Origin of the sequence: Nocardioides lianchengensis, from assembly GCF_900101465.1 — a bacterium.
Classification (GTDB): Bacteria; Actinomycetota; Actinomycetes; order Propionibacteriales; family Nocardioidaceae; genus Nocardioides; species Nocardioides lianchengensis.
Genome location: NZ_FMZM01000015.1, coordinates 46,997 through 60,858, shown reverse-complemented (window position 1 = coordinate 60,858; position 13,862 = coordinate 46,997). Strand labels below are relative to the sequence as shown.

Here is a 13,862-nt window from a genome sequence, read left to right as displayed (position 1 = left end):
GCCCATTCTGGGGGATCCACCCCAGCCGCCGACGCGAGTAGGGTCCGCCGCATGAGCGACTGGCGCAGCGACGCGATCGAGCAGGTGCGGACCCTGATCCTGGCGGCCGAGCCGGCCACGGTCGAGGAGGCCAAGTGGCGCAAGGCGTCCAACCCCGACGGCGTCCCGACCTTCTCCCTCGACGGCCTGATCTGCACCGCCGAGACCTACAAGGACAAGGTCAAGCTGACCTTCGCCCAGGGCGCGTCGCTCGACGACCCGACCGGTCTCTTCAACGCCAGCCTGGACGCCGGCACCCGCCGCGCGATCGACCTGTTCGAGGGTGACGCCCTCGACGAGGCGGCGTTCACCGCGCTCGTGCACGCGGCCGTGGCGCGGAACCGGGGCTGAGCCGGGGGGAGTCCTAGTTACCCGGTGATCAGGGGAAGTAGGACGTTCCCGGGCAACGCGATGGCCGGGAACGTCCTACTTTCCCGGTGATCAGGGGAAGTAGGACGCCGGCCCCGCGCTGGGACCCGCCTGCTTGGCTGGGAGCGACCCGCCCCCGAGCCCCCTGGAGGAGACATGACCCGCGTGCTGGTGACCGGCGTCCGCGGCAAGACCGGCGTACCACTGGCCGAGCTGCTGGCCGCCCGACCGGAGGTCGAGGTGTGGGGCGGCAGCAGCGACCCGACCACGGTGACGATCGACGGCGTCACCCCGGTCGCGTTCTCGTGGGACGACCCGGCCGGCTGGCCGGCGGCGACGACCGACGTCGACGCGGTGTACGTCGTACGCCCGGACCGTGAGGACGCGCCCGAGCTGATCGGCCGACTGCTGGCCGACCTGGCGCCGGGGACCCGCGTGGTCCTGCTGTCGGAGCGCAACGCGGACGAGATCGCCTGGTCGGTGCGCTCGGAGGAGGTGGTCCGCAGCAGCGGCCACGACTGGACCATCCTGCGGCCCGGCTGGTTCCTGCAGGTGTTCTCCGACCCGCGGTTCTACCTCGACGAGATCCGCGCGGGCAGTCTCACGTTCCCGAGCGGCGGGGCCGAGCTGGCCTGGATCGACGCCCGCGACATCGCCGCCGTCGCCGAGCGGGCGCTGCTCGACGACGACCTCGTCGGCCGGGTCCTGGAGCTGACCGGCCCCGAGTCGCTCTCGCTCCCCCGCACCGCCGAGCTGCTCTCGCACGCCGTCGGGCGTGAGGTGGTCCACCGGGAGACCACGATCGACGAGGCGGTCGAGGGGCTGCAGGGCTTCGAGCGCGAGCTGACGGTGCTGACCTTCGAGCGGGTACGTCGGGGCAGCTTCACCGAGGTCACCGACACCGTCGAGCAGGTGACTGGACGACGGGCCCGGTCCCTCGAGGGTTTCGCTTCCGAGGGGCTCTGACCGCATGTCTTCGTGACTCTGCTGACGAGGGCGGGCATGCGGTCCGTCGATCAGCGGAGACAGAGCAGTGCGGACCTCCAGCGGCGACGCCCGAGCCGCCCCCACTTACGGCACGGGCACCCCGGACGCGTCGCCTCGCCGACACTCCCGCACAGCCTGGCTCACCTTCGCCGCGGCCGCGGTCGTGGCGGTGGTCGTGGCGGTGGTCGTAGCCGTGTCGACTCTCGTGCTGAGCTGGTCCCGGAAGGGTCCGACCGGGTCTGATCAGTGAGGTGGGGAGGGTGCCACCCTCAGACGGTCGGGACGGTCCCTCCGTCGATCACGTACTCGGCACCCACGATGGCCGAAGCACGATCGGAGACCAGGAAGCCGACCAGGTCGGCGATCTCCTCGGTGCTGGCGAACCTCCCCAACGGAACCCCGCCGAGGGCGTCGAAGATGCTCTGCCGGGCCTCGTCGCGCGTCATGGCACTACCGTTCGCGATGGTGTCCACGAAGCTCTCGTAGGCCTCCGTCTGGATCCCTCCCGGGCTGATGGTGTTCACCCGCACGCCGCGGGGCGCCAGCTCGTTCGCGAGACCCTTGCTGTAGGTCCGCAGCGCGGCCTTCGCCGACGCGTAGGGCAGCGACGCCTCGTAGAGGGGCATCTCGCGCTGGATCGATCCGACGTGCAGGACGACCGCCGACCCGGACTCGACCATCGCGGGGAGGAGCGCTCGGTCGAGCCGCACCGCCCCGAGGAGGTTCAGGTTCAGCTCGACCAGCCACTGCTCGTCGGTGATCACGGCGTACCCGCCGGGCGGTGTCGAGGAGCCGCCGACCACGTGGACCAGGATGTCCAGAGCTCCGTCCTCGCCGACGCGGGCGGCGACGGTCTCCGCGCCCCCGGCTGTCGATGTGTCCGCCTCGATGAATCGGTCGGGGCGGTCGTACCCGGTGGGCATGGTCCGGGCGGACGTCCAGACGTCGGCGCCCATCTCGCGGAGCCGCTCGACCACGGCCCGGCCGGCGCCCTTCGAGCCTCCGGTGACCAGTGCTCGGCGGCCGTCGAGGCGGTCGCGATTCTCGTGCGTCATGGGTGCCTCCTCGTCGTGCGTGATGTCGGTGCGGAACGGGTGTCAGGCGGGGACGAAGCACCTCGACCACCGGGGGCGCGCTCCGGGTCGAACGGCGGCGGTGGCTGCGGCGCGACGTCGGGTTCCTCGGCGGTCACGGCGCGACGACGATGTCGACGCGCTCGATGCGCTCGCCGGCGAGCTCGAACCGGTAGTCCAGGTCCACGGTCCCGCCCGGGAAGTCGCCCTCGAGGTGGTGGCCGACCACCCAGGTCTCGCCGTCGCGGTGTACGCCGGTGACCTCGGTGGTGACGGTGAACTCCGCCCCCGCCTCGGTGACGAAACGACGCAGGTCGTCCTCGCCGCTGAAGGACTCTCCGACGTCGGAGATGACGGCTCCGGGGCTCAGCACGGCCAGAGCGGCGTCGGCGTCGCGCGACTCCTGGGCGTCCAGGTAGGTGCGGATCGTGGTGGGCAGCTGGGGGGTGTTGGGGTGGGTGTTGGTGTCCATGTGTCCGAGCCTGGGCACTCGGGCCGCGCGAGGGTCAAGGACTGGTGTCTCCCCCCGGGGGAGAGTCCAGACTTCACCCCATGTTGGCGATCGGTGAGTTCTCGCGCTTGACGCACCTCAGCATCCGCACGCTGCGGCGCTACCACGAGGGAGGTCTGCTCGAGCCCGAACTGGTGGATGCGTCCAGCGGCTACCGCTACTACTCGCCCGACCAGATCCCCGCGGCGCAGGTGATCCACCGGCTGCGCGAGCTCGACGTCCCCCTCGTCGACGTACGACGGATCCTGGGTGCCGCCGACCCCGAGCAGCGAGCAGCACTGGTCGCCGAGCACCTCGTGCGTCTGGAGGCGGAGCTGGCGCGCACCCGCGTGGCGGTCAGCTCGTTGCGGCGGTTGCTGGCGCCGGAGCCGGCGCCGCTGCAGGTCGAGCTGCGCGCGGAACCCGAGGTGACCGTCGCCGCCGTCGAGGACGAGGTCGGCGCTGACGACGTCGGCACCTGGTTCGCCGGAGCGATGGCCGAGCTCGATGCAGCGCTCGGCCCGCCGACCGACGCTGGACCACCCGGCGGCCTCTACGACAACAGCCTCTTCGAGCACGGACACGGACGCCTCCTGCTCTATCGACCCTCCCCCGAGCCGCCCCAGCGCGGACGCGTCCGCCCGGTCCGCCTGCCCGCCGTCGAGCTCGCCGTCACCACCCACCACGGCGAGCACGACGGCGCCGACGTGACCTACGGCCAGCTCGGCTCCTGGGTCGTCGCCAACGCCCTGACCGTGGCGGGACCCGTGCGGGAGCGGTACCTCGTCGGTCCGCGGGACACCGACGACAGCGCCGCGTGGCGCACCGAGATCGGCTGGCCGGTGTTCCGTGTGGCCTCTGGTACGCCGCGTTGAGGGCGGCTCACCCGATCTGCCGCGCCCCGGACGCGCGCTCATGCCGATGAGCGGACGTACCTGCCCGAGGATGCGGTCACGATCGTTCGAAATCCGTTCCGGGGCACCAGGGAGCGGGACTGCGGCGAGTGCTCGACCCGCCTCCAAGAACTTGCGCGCTGACGAACGTCCGGTTCTGCCGCCGAGTGCGCGGTCTAGGCGATGAGCTGTTCCATGGCAGAGACGAAACCGGAAGCGTCCAAGCGAGGGATCGGCAAGGATGCCGTGATGGAGGCTCGGGGTGATGCACGCACGTGGTCGTGGGCTGCTTCGGGTGCCGAGGCTGATGCCCGACGCCTCGACGCCGACAAGTTGGTCGGAGAGCGCCTGCGGGAGATTCGCTACTTCACTCTCGACTACCGCCGCGATGAGCTGCACCCCGACCTGATCGACGGCGGACCGCGCACCATCGACGCCGAATCGGAGTGGGACGACCCACCATGGCTCTACGACGGGTTCGACGCTGTCGACTACGGGTTCGAGATGATCACCGAGTCCGGTGCCACGTTCTCACTCACCTGGGACCCCCCGAGGGACCACGAAGGCATCGGCCTGCAGCCCATCCCGATGCTTGGAAGCGGTGTCCGACGAGATGCTGACGTGGCCATCTGGCCGCTCGGCGAGCGTGCTGCCAGCTGGAGCGCGCTGATCGGAAGCCGCATCGCGGGGGTCGACCTGCACTACCTCCCGTGGGACGAGGAGCGCGGGAGTATGTGGTGCCCACACATCACGTTCCGCGGCGAGCAGGGCCGCGTCGAGGTGGTCCTGGGCGACTCCCGCGCCGGCAGGCTGTTCCCATCAGCTGACAACGTCGCAGTGCTTCATCCGGACGCGTACCTGCCGGCCTGGCCTTCCTCGGCGCGCGAATGAACGACTACTCATGCGGCGAGTGCGCAATTCTGCCGAGAGGCGGGTGCAACACTCGCCACTCCCTGCATGATGAGGCGTGCGAAGAAAGCTGAGTCTCTTGGCAGTGCTTGGTGGTGTGCTCGCGTTGACCACCGTGGTTGCGATCGTCGTACTGGGCCGCGGACCGGAGACGAAGTCGTACCTCATGCCTGCGCGGTCAATGGAGCCCCTCATCCAGGCGGATGAGCACTTCGAGGCAGTCGTGGTCGACGACTACGCGCCGCGTCGGGGCGACGTCATCGTGTTCCAGGATCCGGGAGGATGGCTGGGACCCGACAGCGACGACGGTCTCCTCGTCAAGCGGGTCATCGGCCTCCCAGGCGACACGATCGTGTGCTGCGACGAAGTTGGCCGCCTGTCGGTCAACGGCGAGCCGCTGGACGAATCGGGCTACATCGAGATGTCTGCGATCGACTGCGCCGGGCCGATGACCGGCAACTGCGCTTGGAGCTCTGGGCCGGTCTCGGACGACGGACTCTTCGTGATGGGTGACAACCGGAACGCGTCCGCCGATTCCACCCTCCACCTTTGTACCGCGACTGACGAGGGCTGCGACCCTGATCGGGCCTACGTGCCGATCGAACTCGTTCGTGCTGTCGTGGAGGATTAGGGCTCGCCTTCACCGCCGATGAGCGAGCGCGGGGCACAACCGCGGAGCACTCTCCAGCGAGAGTCTTCCGGCAGGAGACCATCATGCGTGCAGCAAGACCGAGTCGGTCGGCGACTCTGAGGTCAGCTCTGATTGCAGTCGCTCTGACCGGTTCCATGTTTGCAGCATGGGGCCTCTTCGACGCGTTCGGGATCCTCTTCGGCGCTGTGGTGTTCGTGCCTGAGACCTATTGGTCCGGCGTCAGCGACGCGTTGCCTTACGTCACCGTCGGACTGCTGGGTTGGTTCTTGACTATCGCCGCCGTGTTGGGGAGCAGGCGGACACTCGCCTGACCGCGACTCGTCTTGACGCATCGGAGCGCCGGGAACCGCTCAGATCCGTCGTGCCGACGGCTGGACCCAAGCGCGTGGAGAAACGCTGCGCACCGTGAACTCTGCGCCGGTGACGAACGAAGCGTGGTTCGTGGGCCTCCACTGCCTCGACCTCGCGGACTTGGGTGATGGAGACATCGCCAAGGGGGTCTCTCCTCAAGTGACCGACGACCGGTCGCGTGGCAACGCGCCCGGATGTGCCGCATCGCGCTCGCTGAGGCCATGGCGCGGGTCAGTCGTCTCGGTCGAGTTCCACGATCCAGCCGTTGAAGGTGAGATTTGAGAAGGCGTGCCTCTCGAACCCGCCGGACTCGCTGACCTCGAGGAAACGATGCGAACCCGGGACTGGTACGTGCACCTGGTCGCCCGGACGCTGCGGACCGAAAACGCCCCATGCGCGGGTGATGGTCAATACCCGACCAGAGACCTCAGGCAGATCGTCCTGTACGTCGTCATGGTGTTCCTCGGAGTGACTGATTCGGGAGGCCATCTCAGGGCCGAGAGCGGCAGACAACCAGCCGTCGTCGATCGCTCGATTCACGGTCCAGACGACCCGGTCACCCACGGAGAAGGGGGCACCACAGCATTCCATCTGCCACACCGACACCCACACCGTAGCCATCACGAGGCAAACCTCGCAGATCAGGCGACCTCACATCGACAGGTTCGCGGTCCGCAGTCATCCGGTTCTGCCGCGAGTTGCGCGGCGCCGGGTGAACAAGGGCCTGAAGCAGAACCCCTAGCCCCGCAGCACCTTGACCATCGGCCGGCCCTTGGCGAGCTCGTCGACCAGCTTGTCGAGGTAGCGGATCTGCCGCATCAGTGGGTCCTCGACCTCCTGGACCTTCACGCCGCAGACCGATCCGGTGATCAGGGTGACGCCGGGGTTCAGGTCGGCGGCGGCGAAGAAGTCCTGGAACGTCGTGCCCTCGTCGAGGTGCCGGCGCAGCTCGGCCTCGTCGAAGCCGGTGAGCCAGCCGATCACCTCGTCGAGCTCGGCCTGCGTGCGGCCCTTCCGCTCCACCTTCGTCACGTAGTGCGGGTAGACCGAGGCGACGCTCGTCGTGAAGATCCGGTGCACGCGCTCATTCTCCGACCCGGTCGCGCACCCGCACCAGCCCGGCGAGCGTGGCGACGTACGCCGATCCGTCGGGCGCGAGCGTGACCGCGGCGTAGTGGTTGTTGAACATCGACCCGAGGCCGGTGCGGACGGCGAAGGCGGTGCGGCCGGTGCGGGCGTCGAGGGCGGTGAGGTACCACGCGCTCACGCCCCAGCGGCTCGGTCGCTTGGTGTAGGCGTAGACCAGCCCGGTCCGCAGCGAGACCTTGGCGACCGAGGTGGGCCCGGTCGCCTCGGAGGTCCAGGCGACGCGGCACTCCTTCCGCGCGACGTCGACCCGGGCGAAGCCGGGCTGGGTGGCGAAGCCGAGCAGGGTGCTCCACGGGCCGTGGTAGCCGTGGTTGTTCTCGACCACGACGCCGCCGTCGCCGACCGAGACCAGCGAGTTGTCGGTGGCGCTCGCGTCCTTCCCGAAGACCGCCGCGCGGCACACCTCCTGGCCGTCGTCGGTGCGCAGGAAGATGACGTGCATCCGCTCGTCGGCGTTGTCGGTGATGGCGACCAGGCCGTCGGGGAGCAGGGTCGGGGTGGTGCCGCTGCCCCGGCTCAACTGGCCGGGCTTCTGCTCGTCCCCCCGGTCGTACGGCGTCCGCCACCGCACCACCGGCAGCTGCTTGCGGTCGTCGGCGACCAGCTTGTAGAGCGCCTCGACGGTCACGACGTACACCCCGCCGTCCTCGCCGGTGGCGAGCGAGTTGGCCACCTCCTCGTCGAGGTCGAGCGTCCGGACGACGGGCTCCTCGGACGCGCCGGTGTCGGTGATGGTGCCGACCAGGCCGTCGGCGGTGACCCACCAGATCCGCCCCTCCCAGTCGGGCATCAGCGCGATCAGGCAGTCATCGTCGGGGACCACGCCGGAGAGGTCGTAGCTCTCGTCGACGGTCAGATCCGGGTCGCCGGCGCCGTCGTCGGTGGCCACCACCAGCACCCGGCGATCGGTGGTCGCGAGCACCGCGCGGTCCTCGGCGTCGAGGTAGAAGTACGACCCGCCGCACAGGTCCTCCCACGGGCGCTTGCCCGAGCCGCCGCGACGGTCGGGCAGGTCCTTGGTGACCAACGGGCGCATGGTGTCGGGGTCGAGGACGTGCAGCACCGGCCCCGTGCGGTTGCCGCACAGCGCGACCAGCCGCTCGTGCTCGTCGAAGGCGAGCGTGGCGCACTCCTCGAGGCCGTACCAGGCGGTGTCGACCTCCGGCGAGTCACCGGTCGGGCCGGGGCCGGCGTACGCGTCGGAGGCCCAGGCGTCGTTGTGCATCGAGCTGCGGCCGTTCGGGGCCAGGCCGGGATGCTGCGGCAGGGTCATGCTGATCGGGCGCTCGCTCACCGCGCGACCGACGTACGACGGGGTCAGCAGCGACCCGCCGCCGGGCGGGATGGGGAACCAGCCGTCCGGCGCCAGCACTGGCACCGCCACCACCAGCGCCACCGCCCCGGCCCAGGCGGCGACCACCCGGCGGGTCGGGCGCAGCCACGGCAGCAGCCGACGCCGACTGCGCGGGACGGCCAGGGCGAGCGCCACCACGAGCACCACGACCGGCCCGAGCAGCAGGTAGAGCACCGCCGTCGCGACCAGGGCGAGCGTGCGCGGGTACCTCAACGCGGCTCGTACGGCGGGCGCGGCGACATGCCGGGCATCCTCCCACCGACGGGCCGCCCGGGCGTGGACCTCGGGCTCAGCGGAACAGCGCGCTGTAGGCGTTGAGGGCCGGCTGCCCGCCGAGGTGGGCGTAGAGGACGTTCGAGCCGGAGCCGATCTCGCCGGCGCGCACCAGGTCGATCAGGCCGGCCATCGACTTGCCCTCGTAGACCGTGTCGAGGATGACGCCCTCCAGGCTGCCGACCAGCCGGATCGCGTCGAGCGTCGAGTCGACGGGGACGCCGTACAGGTCGCCGGCCCAGCCCTCGAGCACGGTGATCTCGTCGTCGCGCAGCTCGCGCCCGACGCCGATCAGCTCCGCCGTACGACGGGCGATCCGCTCCACCTGGTCGCGGGTCTCCTCCAGCTTGGCGCTGGCGTCGATGCCGATCACCCGGCGCGGCCGGCCGCCGGCCGCCTCGAGGTCGGCGAACCCGGCGATCATGCCGGCGTGCGTGGAGCCGGTGACCGAGCAGACCACGACGGTGTCGAAGAAGACGCCGAGCTCCTGCTCCTGCTGGGCGACCTCGTGGGCCCAGTTGGCGAAGCCCAGGCCGCCGAGGCGGTGGTCGGACGCCCCGGCCGGGATCGCGTACGGCGTCCCGCCCCGGGCCTCGACGTCGGCGAGAGCCTGCTTCCAGGAGTCCTTGAAGCCGATGCCGAACCCGGCCGGGTCGAGCCGCACCTCGGCGCCCATGATCCGGCTCAGGAGGATGTTGCCGACCCGGTCGTTGACGGCGTCGGGCCAGTCGACCCAGTTCTCCTGGACGAGCACGGCCTTCATCCCGAGATGGGCGGCGACCGCGGCCACCTGGCGGGTGTGGTTGGACTGGTAGCCGCCGATCGAGACCAGGGTGTCGGCGCCGGACGCGAGCGCGTCGGGGACGAGGTACTCGAGCTTGCGCACCTTGTTGCCGCCGTAGGCCAGGCCCGAGCTGACGTCCTCGCGCTTGGCCCAGATCCGCGGGCCACCGCCGGCGGGAGTGAGGTGGGTGCTGAGCCGGTCGAGCGGGTGCACGGGGCTGGGCCCGAAGGTCAGGGAGTGGCGGGGGAAGTCGGAGAGAGCCATGGGTCGCATCAGCCTTCGGGTCGGGAGCGGGGTTCGTCGGTCAGGGTGTGCCAGGTGTCGTAGGTGACGACGGAGGCCTGCAGGGCGTCGCCGGCGGCGCAGCGCTCGATGAGGGCGTCGTGGACCTCGATCGAGCGCAGCCCCGCCCGGGTGGCGTAGCGGAGGTTCTCGGCACGCCGCAGGACCGGGGTGTACTGCTCCAGGACCGCGGCGATCGCCCGGTTGCCGGCGACCCGGAGGGGGACGCCGTGCAGCTCCTGGTCGGCCCGGTGGGCGGCCTCCAGGTCGCCGGCCCGGATCGCCGCCGCGAAGCGGGCGTTGGCCGCGCGCATCTCGTCGAGGTCGGCCTCGCTCAGCCGGCCGACGGCCTGCCGGACGGCGACGGCGTGCATGCCCGCGACCACCTCGCGGGCGTCGCGGACGCCTGCCACGTCGAGGTCGCCGACGACCGTGGAGCGACCCGGCCGGGCGACGACCAGGCCCACCTCGGCGAGACGGAGCAGGGCCTCGCGGACGGGCGTCCGGCTGACGCCCAGCCACTGGGCGAGCTCGAGGTCGCGGAGCTGCTCGCCCGGCTCGAAGGACCCGTCGACGATGGCGTCGCGGAGCCGGTGGAAGACGTCGTCGCGCAGCAGTGAACGCTCGATCGACGATTCGTTCACCGGGATGGGCATGCAATATATTGCACACTGCGGCGACCGTCGGTCAATGGCCTCTGCCATTTCCCCCCGACTTCGGCAGCCGGCCCATCGACGGTCGTCGCCTTTCGGTCGAGGCCACCCCTTCCCCGGCCCGGCATGATGTCGCCATGGCCGACCCCCGCGCAGGACAGCCCGCCGAGCCCGCCGACCTCGTCGACGTGCCCCACCTCGTCACGGCGTACTACACGGGCGTGCCCGATCCCGAGGACGTCGACCAGCAGGTCGCCTTCGGCACCAGCGGGCACCGCGGCACGTCGCTGAAGACGTCGTTCAACGAGGCGCACATCCTGGCCACCACCCAGGCGATCTGCGACTACCGCCGCTCCCAGGGCACCGACGGCCCGCTCTTCCTCGGCCGCGACACCCACGCCCTGTCCGAGCCGGCCTGGGCCTCGGCGATCGAGGTGCTGGTCGCCAACGACGTCACGGTGCTGGTCGACTCCCGCGACGGCTACACGCCCACGCCCGCGGTCTCGCACGCGATCCTGCGGGCCAACGCCGGCCGGACCTCCGGCTCCGGCCTCGCCGACGGCATCGTGGTCACCCCCTCGCACAACCCGCCGACCGACGGCGGCTTCAAGTACAACCCGCCGCACGGCGGACCCGCCGACAGCGACGCGACGTCGGTGATCGCGCAGCGGGCCAACGAGCTGATCGTGGGTGGACTCGCCGAGGTACGACGGGTGCCGTTCACGCGGGCGCGGGCCGCGGCGGCGTCGTACGACTTCTTGGGGACCTACGTCGACGACCTGCCGGCCGTGGTCGACCTGGCCGCGGTCAAGGCGGCCGGGGTGCGGATCGGCGCCGACCCGATGGGCGGCGCGTCGGTGCACTACTGGGGCGAGATCGCCGACCGGCACGGCATCGACCTGACCGTCGTCAACCCGCTGGTCGACCCGACCTGGCGGTTCATGACGCTCGACTGGGACGGCAAGATCCGGATGGACTGCTCGTCGCCGAACGCGATGGCCTCGCTCATCGCGCAGAAGGCGTCGTACGACATCGCCACCGGTAACGACGCCGACGCCGACCGGCACGGCATCGTCACGCCCGGCGCCGGGCTGATGAACCCGAACCACTTCCTGGCGGTGGCGATCGAGTACCTCTTCGGCGGTGCCCGCCCCGACTGGCCGGCCGGCGCCCAGATCGGCAAGACCCTGGTCTCGTCGTCGATGATCGACCGGGTCGCCGCCGCCGTCGGCAAGCCGATGGTGGAGGTGCCCGTCGGGTTCAAGTGGTTCGTGCCCGGGCTGATCGACGGCTCGTTCGGCTTCGGCGGCGAGGAGTCCGCAGGCGCGTCGTTCCTGCGTCGTGACGGGTCGGCGTGGACCACAGACAAGGACGGGCTGATCCTCTGCCTGCTGGCCGCCGAGATCCTCGCTGTCACTGGGTCGTCGCCGTCGGACCGCTACGCCGCACTCGTCGCCCAGCACGGGGAGCCGGCGTACGCCCGCATCGACGCGCCCGCGTCCCGGGCCGAGAAGGCCGCCCTGGCCGCGCTCTCGCCCTCCGACGTCACGGCCACCTCGCTGGCCGGCGAGGAGATCACCGCCAAGCTGACCGAGGCGCCGGGCAACGGCGCCAAGATCGGCGGACTGAAGGTCACGACCGCCTCGGCCTGGTTCGCCGCCCGCCCGTCCGGCACCGAGGACGTCTACAAGATCTACGCCGAGTCGTTCCGCGGGCCCGAGCACCTCGCCGAGGTGCAGGACGAGGCGCGGTCGGTGGTCTCCGCCGCGCTGGGCTCGTGAGCGCCCTGGCCGGCGAGGTCTACGACCTCGCCCTCGAGCCGCACGAGCGGATCGGCCTACGGCGGGTGCAGGTCGCCGTATGGGCACTCGCCAGCATCGCGACCGTCGGAGCCCTCGACGGCCCCTCGGTCGGGGAGTGGGTGGTCCGGCGCCGCGCCGACGGGCAGGTGCTGGTGCGGGTCGACGCGGGCGACGCGGAGGACGCCGCGATCCTCCGCAGCGAGCTCGAGCGTCAGCTGGCCGAGCTGACGCCCGAGGAGTTCACCGAGCGGTGGGTCCCGGAGGCCGCTCAGGAGTAGCGGTGACTCTTGGCCGCGTGACCCTGCTCGCGGGTGCAGGTGCGGCCGCTCATGTTGCGGTGGCCGCAGAGCGCCTCGGTGGTCTCGGTCGACTCGACCGGGGCCGCCTTCTTCGGCGTCGCCGTCTTCTTCGCCGCCGGTGGCGCGACCGGGGGACGGGCCGCCGTCTGCCGCGACGCGGCCGGGGCCGACGCCCGGGCCGTCATCTCGGCGTAGCGCGCCTCACGCATCGCCCGCAGGGCGTCCATCTTGCTCATCGCTGCTTCACGCCCTGAACCCTAGGCGCCGCCACCGACAGTCCCGTGTCACCGCGCCCAGAGGCCGTGCGGCCGGATCAGCTCGACCACGCGGGACTCCAGCCAGCGGGCCTCCTCCCGGTCGGGGCAGGCCGACCAGGAGACGTCGAGCTCGAGCCGGCGTACGGCGGCCGCGGCCCAGACGCGGGCCCGCGCCGGACCGGCAGCGAGCCGCTCCCCCACCCACTCGGGGTCGGCCAGGGCTCGATCGAGGGCGGCCTCGGCGAAGCCGGTCACCGGGTCGTGGCCGGCGATCGTGGCGCGCAGCCGGCCGTACAGACCCTGCGGTGACCCGCTGCCGGCCCGCTCGCCGGCGTGACCGACGTGCCGGACGACCCGCGTGCTCCGCTCCAGGAGGAGGTAGACGCCCGGCCGCCGGGGAGCCTCGGGGACGGCCTCGGCCAGCGTGGCCCAGGGCGACCATTCCGCGAGGTCCGCCAGCCCGGCGTAGGCCGCGAGCCGCGCCTCCTCGTCGGCGTACGTCGTCATGGCCCGCATGGTGCCGGGCGGCACCGACAGGACCGCTCCCCCTACCGGAACTGCGACGGCAGCCCGTGCCGGATCGCCCAGGCCACGGCCTCGGAGCGGTTGTTGGCGTTGATCTTGCGGTAGGCGCCGCGGATGTGGGTCTTGATGGTGTTGATGCCGAGGTGGATCTCACCGGCGATCTCGATGTTGGAGTAGCCCTGGGCGATCAGGGCCAGGATCTCGCGCTCGCGCGAGGTGAGTCCCTGGCTGCTGCCGACCTGCTCGGCGTACGCCGCCGAGCCGCTCGACCCGACCACGGGGTTCTCGCCGGTGTCGCCGTCCTGCCACCCGGTCTGGGTCGAGAGGATCGCCTCGCAGATCTCGGGCTCGGCCGCGCCGAGCGGGAAGAACCCGTCGACCCCCCGCTTCAGCGCCTGCGCCACCAGGTCCGGCCGGAGCTCGCGCGACACGGCGAGCACCGCCGAGGCGGTCTTCCCGAGCACGATCTCCAGGTCGGTCCCGTCACCGTCGAGCAGACCCAGGACGTCGTAGAGCACGACGTCGGGATCCGGGCCGTCGGAGTCGAGGGGGACGATCTCGCTGGGGTGGTCGCAGTCCTCCAGGATCGAGCGCAGGCCGGCGACCACCACCCGCTGCGGGCTGACGATCGCGATGCGAACCGGTGCGGCGTCCACGCTCAGATGGTGCCAAACCCGCAGGTCAGGCTTCAACTAGCCGTTCGGGTGAGGTGACGCGTGAG

17 protein-coding genes are annotated in these 13,862 nt (G+C 71.3%); 7 read left to right on the top strand and 10 right to left on the bottom strand.

Annotated elements, in window-relative coordinates:
• Positions 1–51: 51 nt before the first annotated feature.
• Positions 52–390, top strand: coding sequence for a DUF1801 domain-containing protein (locus BLT76_RS22525; protein ID WP_090860559.1), 339 nt, complete (start codon positions 52–54; stop codon positions 388–390).
• 174 nt (positions 391–564) lie between these two features.
• Positions 565–1,374 (top strand): NAD(P)H-binding protein, encoded by an 810-nt coding sequence (locus BLT76_RS22520; protein ID WP_090860558.1) that lies wholly within the window; start codon positions 565–567, stop codon positions 1,372–1,374.
• Positions 1,375–1,664: 290 nt separating this feature from the next.
• Here BLT76_RS22520 and BLT76_RS22515 read toward each other — a convergent pair whose 3' ends face one another.
• Positions 1,665–2,450: an SDR family oxidoreductase gene (locus tag BLT76_RS22515; protein ID WP_090860557.1), complete on the bottom strand. Its 786-nt coding sequence runs from the start codon at positions 2,448–2,450 to the stop codon at positions 1,665–1,667.
• Positions 2,451–2,583: 133 nt separating this feature from the next.
• The gene (locus tag BLT76_RS22510) at positions 2,584–2,940 is read right to left on the bottom strand and encodes a nuclear transport factor 2 family protein (RefSeq protein ID WP_090860556.1); all 357 of its coding nucleotides are present in this window, start codon (positions 2,938–2,940) and stop codon (positions 2,584–2,586) included.
• Positions 2,941–3,020: 80 nt separating this feature from the next.
• On the opposite strand from BLT76_RS22510, the gene BLT76_RS22505 reads away from it, so the two are divergent.
• From BLT76_RS22505 to lepB, 3 genes are all read left to right on the top strand, one after another.
• Positions 3,021–3,833: a MerR family transcriptional regulator gene (locus tag BLT76_RS22505; protein WP_090860555.1), complete on the top strand. Its 813-nt coding sequence runs from the start codon at positions 3,021–3,023 to the stop codon at positions 3,831–3,833.
• A 213-nt stretch (positions 3,834–4,046) separates the two neighbouring features.
• Positions 4,047–4,742, top strand: a complete 696-nt coding sequence (locus BLT76_RS22500; RefSeq protein WP_139175808.1) for a hypothetical protein — start codon at positions 4,047–4,049, stop codon at positions 4,740–4,742.
• Between the two features lie 76 nt (positions 4,743–4,818).
• Positions 4,819–5,391 carry a signal peptidase I gene (gene lepB / locus BLT76_RS22495; protein WP_090860553.1) on the top strand — a complete coding sequence of 191 codons (573 nt, stop codon included), beginning with the start codon at positions 4,819–4,821 and terminating at the stop codon, positions 5,389–5,391.
• A 603-nt stretch (positions 5,392–5,994) separates the two neighbouring features.
• Here the strand turns inward: lepB and BLT76_RS22490 are convergent.
• The 5 genes from BLT76_RS22490 to BLT76_RS22470 form a co-directional block, all read right to left on the bottom strand.
• Positions 5,995–6,384: a DUF6578 domain-containing protein gene (locus BLT76_RS22490; protein ID WP_306457800.1), complete on the bottom strand. Its 390-nt coding sequence runs from the start codon at positions 6,382–6,384 to the stop codon at positions 5,995–5,997.
• A gap of 117 nt (positions 6,385–6,501) precedes the next feature.
• Positions 6,502–6,843: a DUF2200 domain-containing protein gene (locus BLT76_RS22485; RefSeq protein ID WP_090860551.1), complete on the bottom strand. Its 342-nt coding sequence runs from the start codon at positions 6,841–6,843 to the stop codon at positions 6,502–6,504.
• Positions 6,844–6,847: 4 nt separating this feature from the next.
• Entirely contained in the window at positions 6,848–8,479 is a 1,632-nt protein-coding gene (locus BLT76_RS22480; RefSeq protein WP_090860550.1) for a hypothetical protein, read from the bottom strand.
• A 76-nt stretch (positions 8,480–8,555) separates the two neighbouring features.
• Entirely contained in the window at positions 8,556–9,587 is a 1,032-nt protein-coding gene (locus BLT76_RS22475; RefSeq protein WP_090860549.1) for a 1-aminocyclopropane-1-carboxylate deaminase, read from the bottom strand.
• A gap of 8 nt (positions 9,588–9,595) precedes the next feature.
• Positions 9,596–10,261 carry a GntR family transcriptional regulator gene (locus BLT76_RS22470; protein ID WP_170867210.1) on the bottom strand — a complete coding sequence of 222 codons (666 nt, stop codon included), beginning with the start codon at positions 10,259–10,261 and terminating at the stop codon, positions 9,596–9,598.
• Between the two features lie 134 nt (positions 10,262–10,395).
• Between BLT76_RS22470 and pgm the strand changes: the two genes are divergently transcribed.
• Both pgm and BLT76_RS22460 read left to right on the top strand, forming a co-directional pair.
• Positions 10,396–12,039 (top strand): phosphoglucomutase (alpha-D-glucose-1,6-bisphosphate-dependent), encoded by a 1,644-nt coding sequence (pgm, locus tag BLT76_RS22465; RefSeq protein WP_090860548.1) that lies wholly within the window; start codon positions 10,396–10,398, stop codon positions 12,037–12,039.
• Positions 12,036–12,338, top strand: coding sequence for a hypothetical protein (locus BLT76_RS22460; RefSeq protein ID WP_090860547.1), 303 nt, complete (start codon positions 12,036–12,038; stop codon positions 12,336–12,338). Before pgm ends, BLT76_RS22460 begins: the two co-directional genes overlap by 4 nt.
• On the opposite strand, the gene BLT76_RS22455 is transcribed toward BLT76_RS22460, so the two are convergent.
• The 3 genes from BLT76_RS22455 to BLT76_RS22445 are packed head-to-tail and all read right to left on the bottom strand — an operon-like array spanning position 12,329 to position 13,797.
• Complete coding sequence (locus BLT76_RS22455) at positions 12,329–12,595, bottom strand: hypothetical protein (protein WP_090860546.1); 267 nt, start codon at positions 12,593–12,595, stop codon at positions 12,329–12,331. The genes BLT76_RS22460 and BLT76_RS22455 overlap by 10 nt on opposite strands.
• Before the next feature lie 48 nt (positions 12,596–12,643).
• On the bottom strand, positions 12,644–13,123 hold the full coding sequence (locus BLT76_RS22450) for a hypothetical protein (protein WP_139175806.1): 480 nt from the start codon (positions 13,121–13,123) through the stop codon (positions 12,644–12,646).
• A 41-nt stretch (positions 13,124–13,164) separates the two neighbouring features.
• Complete coding sequence (locus tag BLT76_RS22445) at positions 13,165–13,797, bottom strand: response regulator transcription factor (protein WP_211753168.1); 633 nt, start codon at positions 13,795–13,797, stop codon at positions 13,165–13,167.
• Positions 13,798–13,862 lie beyond the last annotated feature (65 nt).

What these genes read in the sequence shown, in the direction of transcription:
- BLT76_RS22470 (WP_170867210.1), bottom strand. Translation starts at nt 10,261, where the DNA reads ATGCCCATCCCGGTGAACGAATCGTCGATCGAGCGTTCACTGCTGCGC.
- BLT76_RS22455 (WP_090860546.1), bottom strand. Translation starts at nt 12,595, where the DNA reads ATGAGCAAGATGGACGCCCTGCGGGCGATGCGTGAGGCGCGCTACGCC.
- BLT76_RS22515 (WP_090860557.1), bottom strand. Translation starts at nt 2,450, where the DNA reads ATGACGCACGAGAATCGCGACCGCCTCGACGGCCGCCGAGCACTGGTC.
- BLT76_RS22520 (WP_090860558.1), top strand. Translation starts at nt 565, where the DNA reads ATGACCCGCGTGCTGGTGACCGGCGTCCGCGGCAAGACCGGCGTACCA.
- BLT76_RS22500 (WP_139175808.1), top strand. Translation starts at nt 4,047, where the DNA reads ATGGCAGAGACGAAACCGGAAGCGTCCAAGCGAGGGATCGGCAAGGAT.
- BLT76_RS22505 (WP_090860555.1), top strand. Translation starts at nt 3,021, where the DNA reads ATGTTGGCGATCGGTGAGTTCTCGCGCTTGACGCACCTCAGCATCCGC.
- pgm (WP_090860548.1), top strand. Translation starts at nt 10,396, where the DNA reads ATGGCCGACCCCCGCGCAGGACAGCCCGCCGAGCCCGCCGACCTCGTC.
- BLT76_RS22490 (WP_306457800.1), bottom strand. Translation starts at nt 6,384, where the DNA reads ATGGCTACGGTGTGGGTGTCGGTGTGGCAGATGGAATGCTGTGGTGCC.
- BLT76_RS22510 (WP_090860556.1), bottom strand. Translation starts at nt 2,940, where the DNA reads ATGGACACCAACACCCACCCCAACACCCCCCAGCTGCCCACCACGATC.
- BLT76_RS22525 (WP_090860559.1), top strand. Translation starts at nt 52, where the DNA reads ATGAGCGACTGGCGCAGCGACGCGATCGAGCAGGTGCGGACCCTGATC.
- BLT76_RS22450 (WP_139175806.1), bottom strand. Translation starts at nt 13,123, where the DNA reads ATGACGACGTACGCCGACGAGGAGGCGCGGCTCGCGGCCTACGCCGGG.
- BLT76_RS22475 (WP_090860549.1), bottom strand. Translation starts at nt 9,587, where the DNA reads ATGGCTCTCTCCGACTTCCCCCGCCACTCCCTGACCTTCGGGCCCAGC.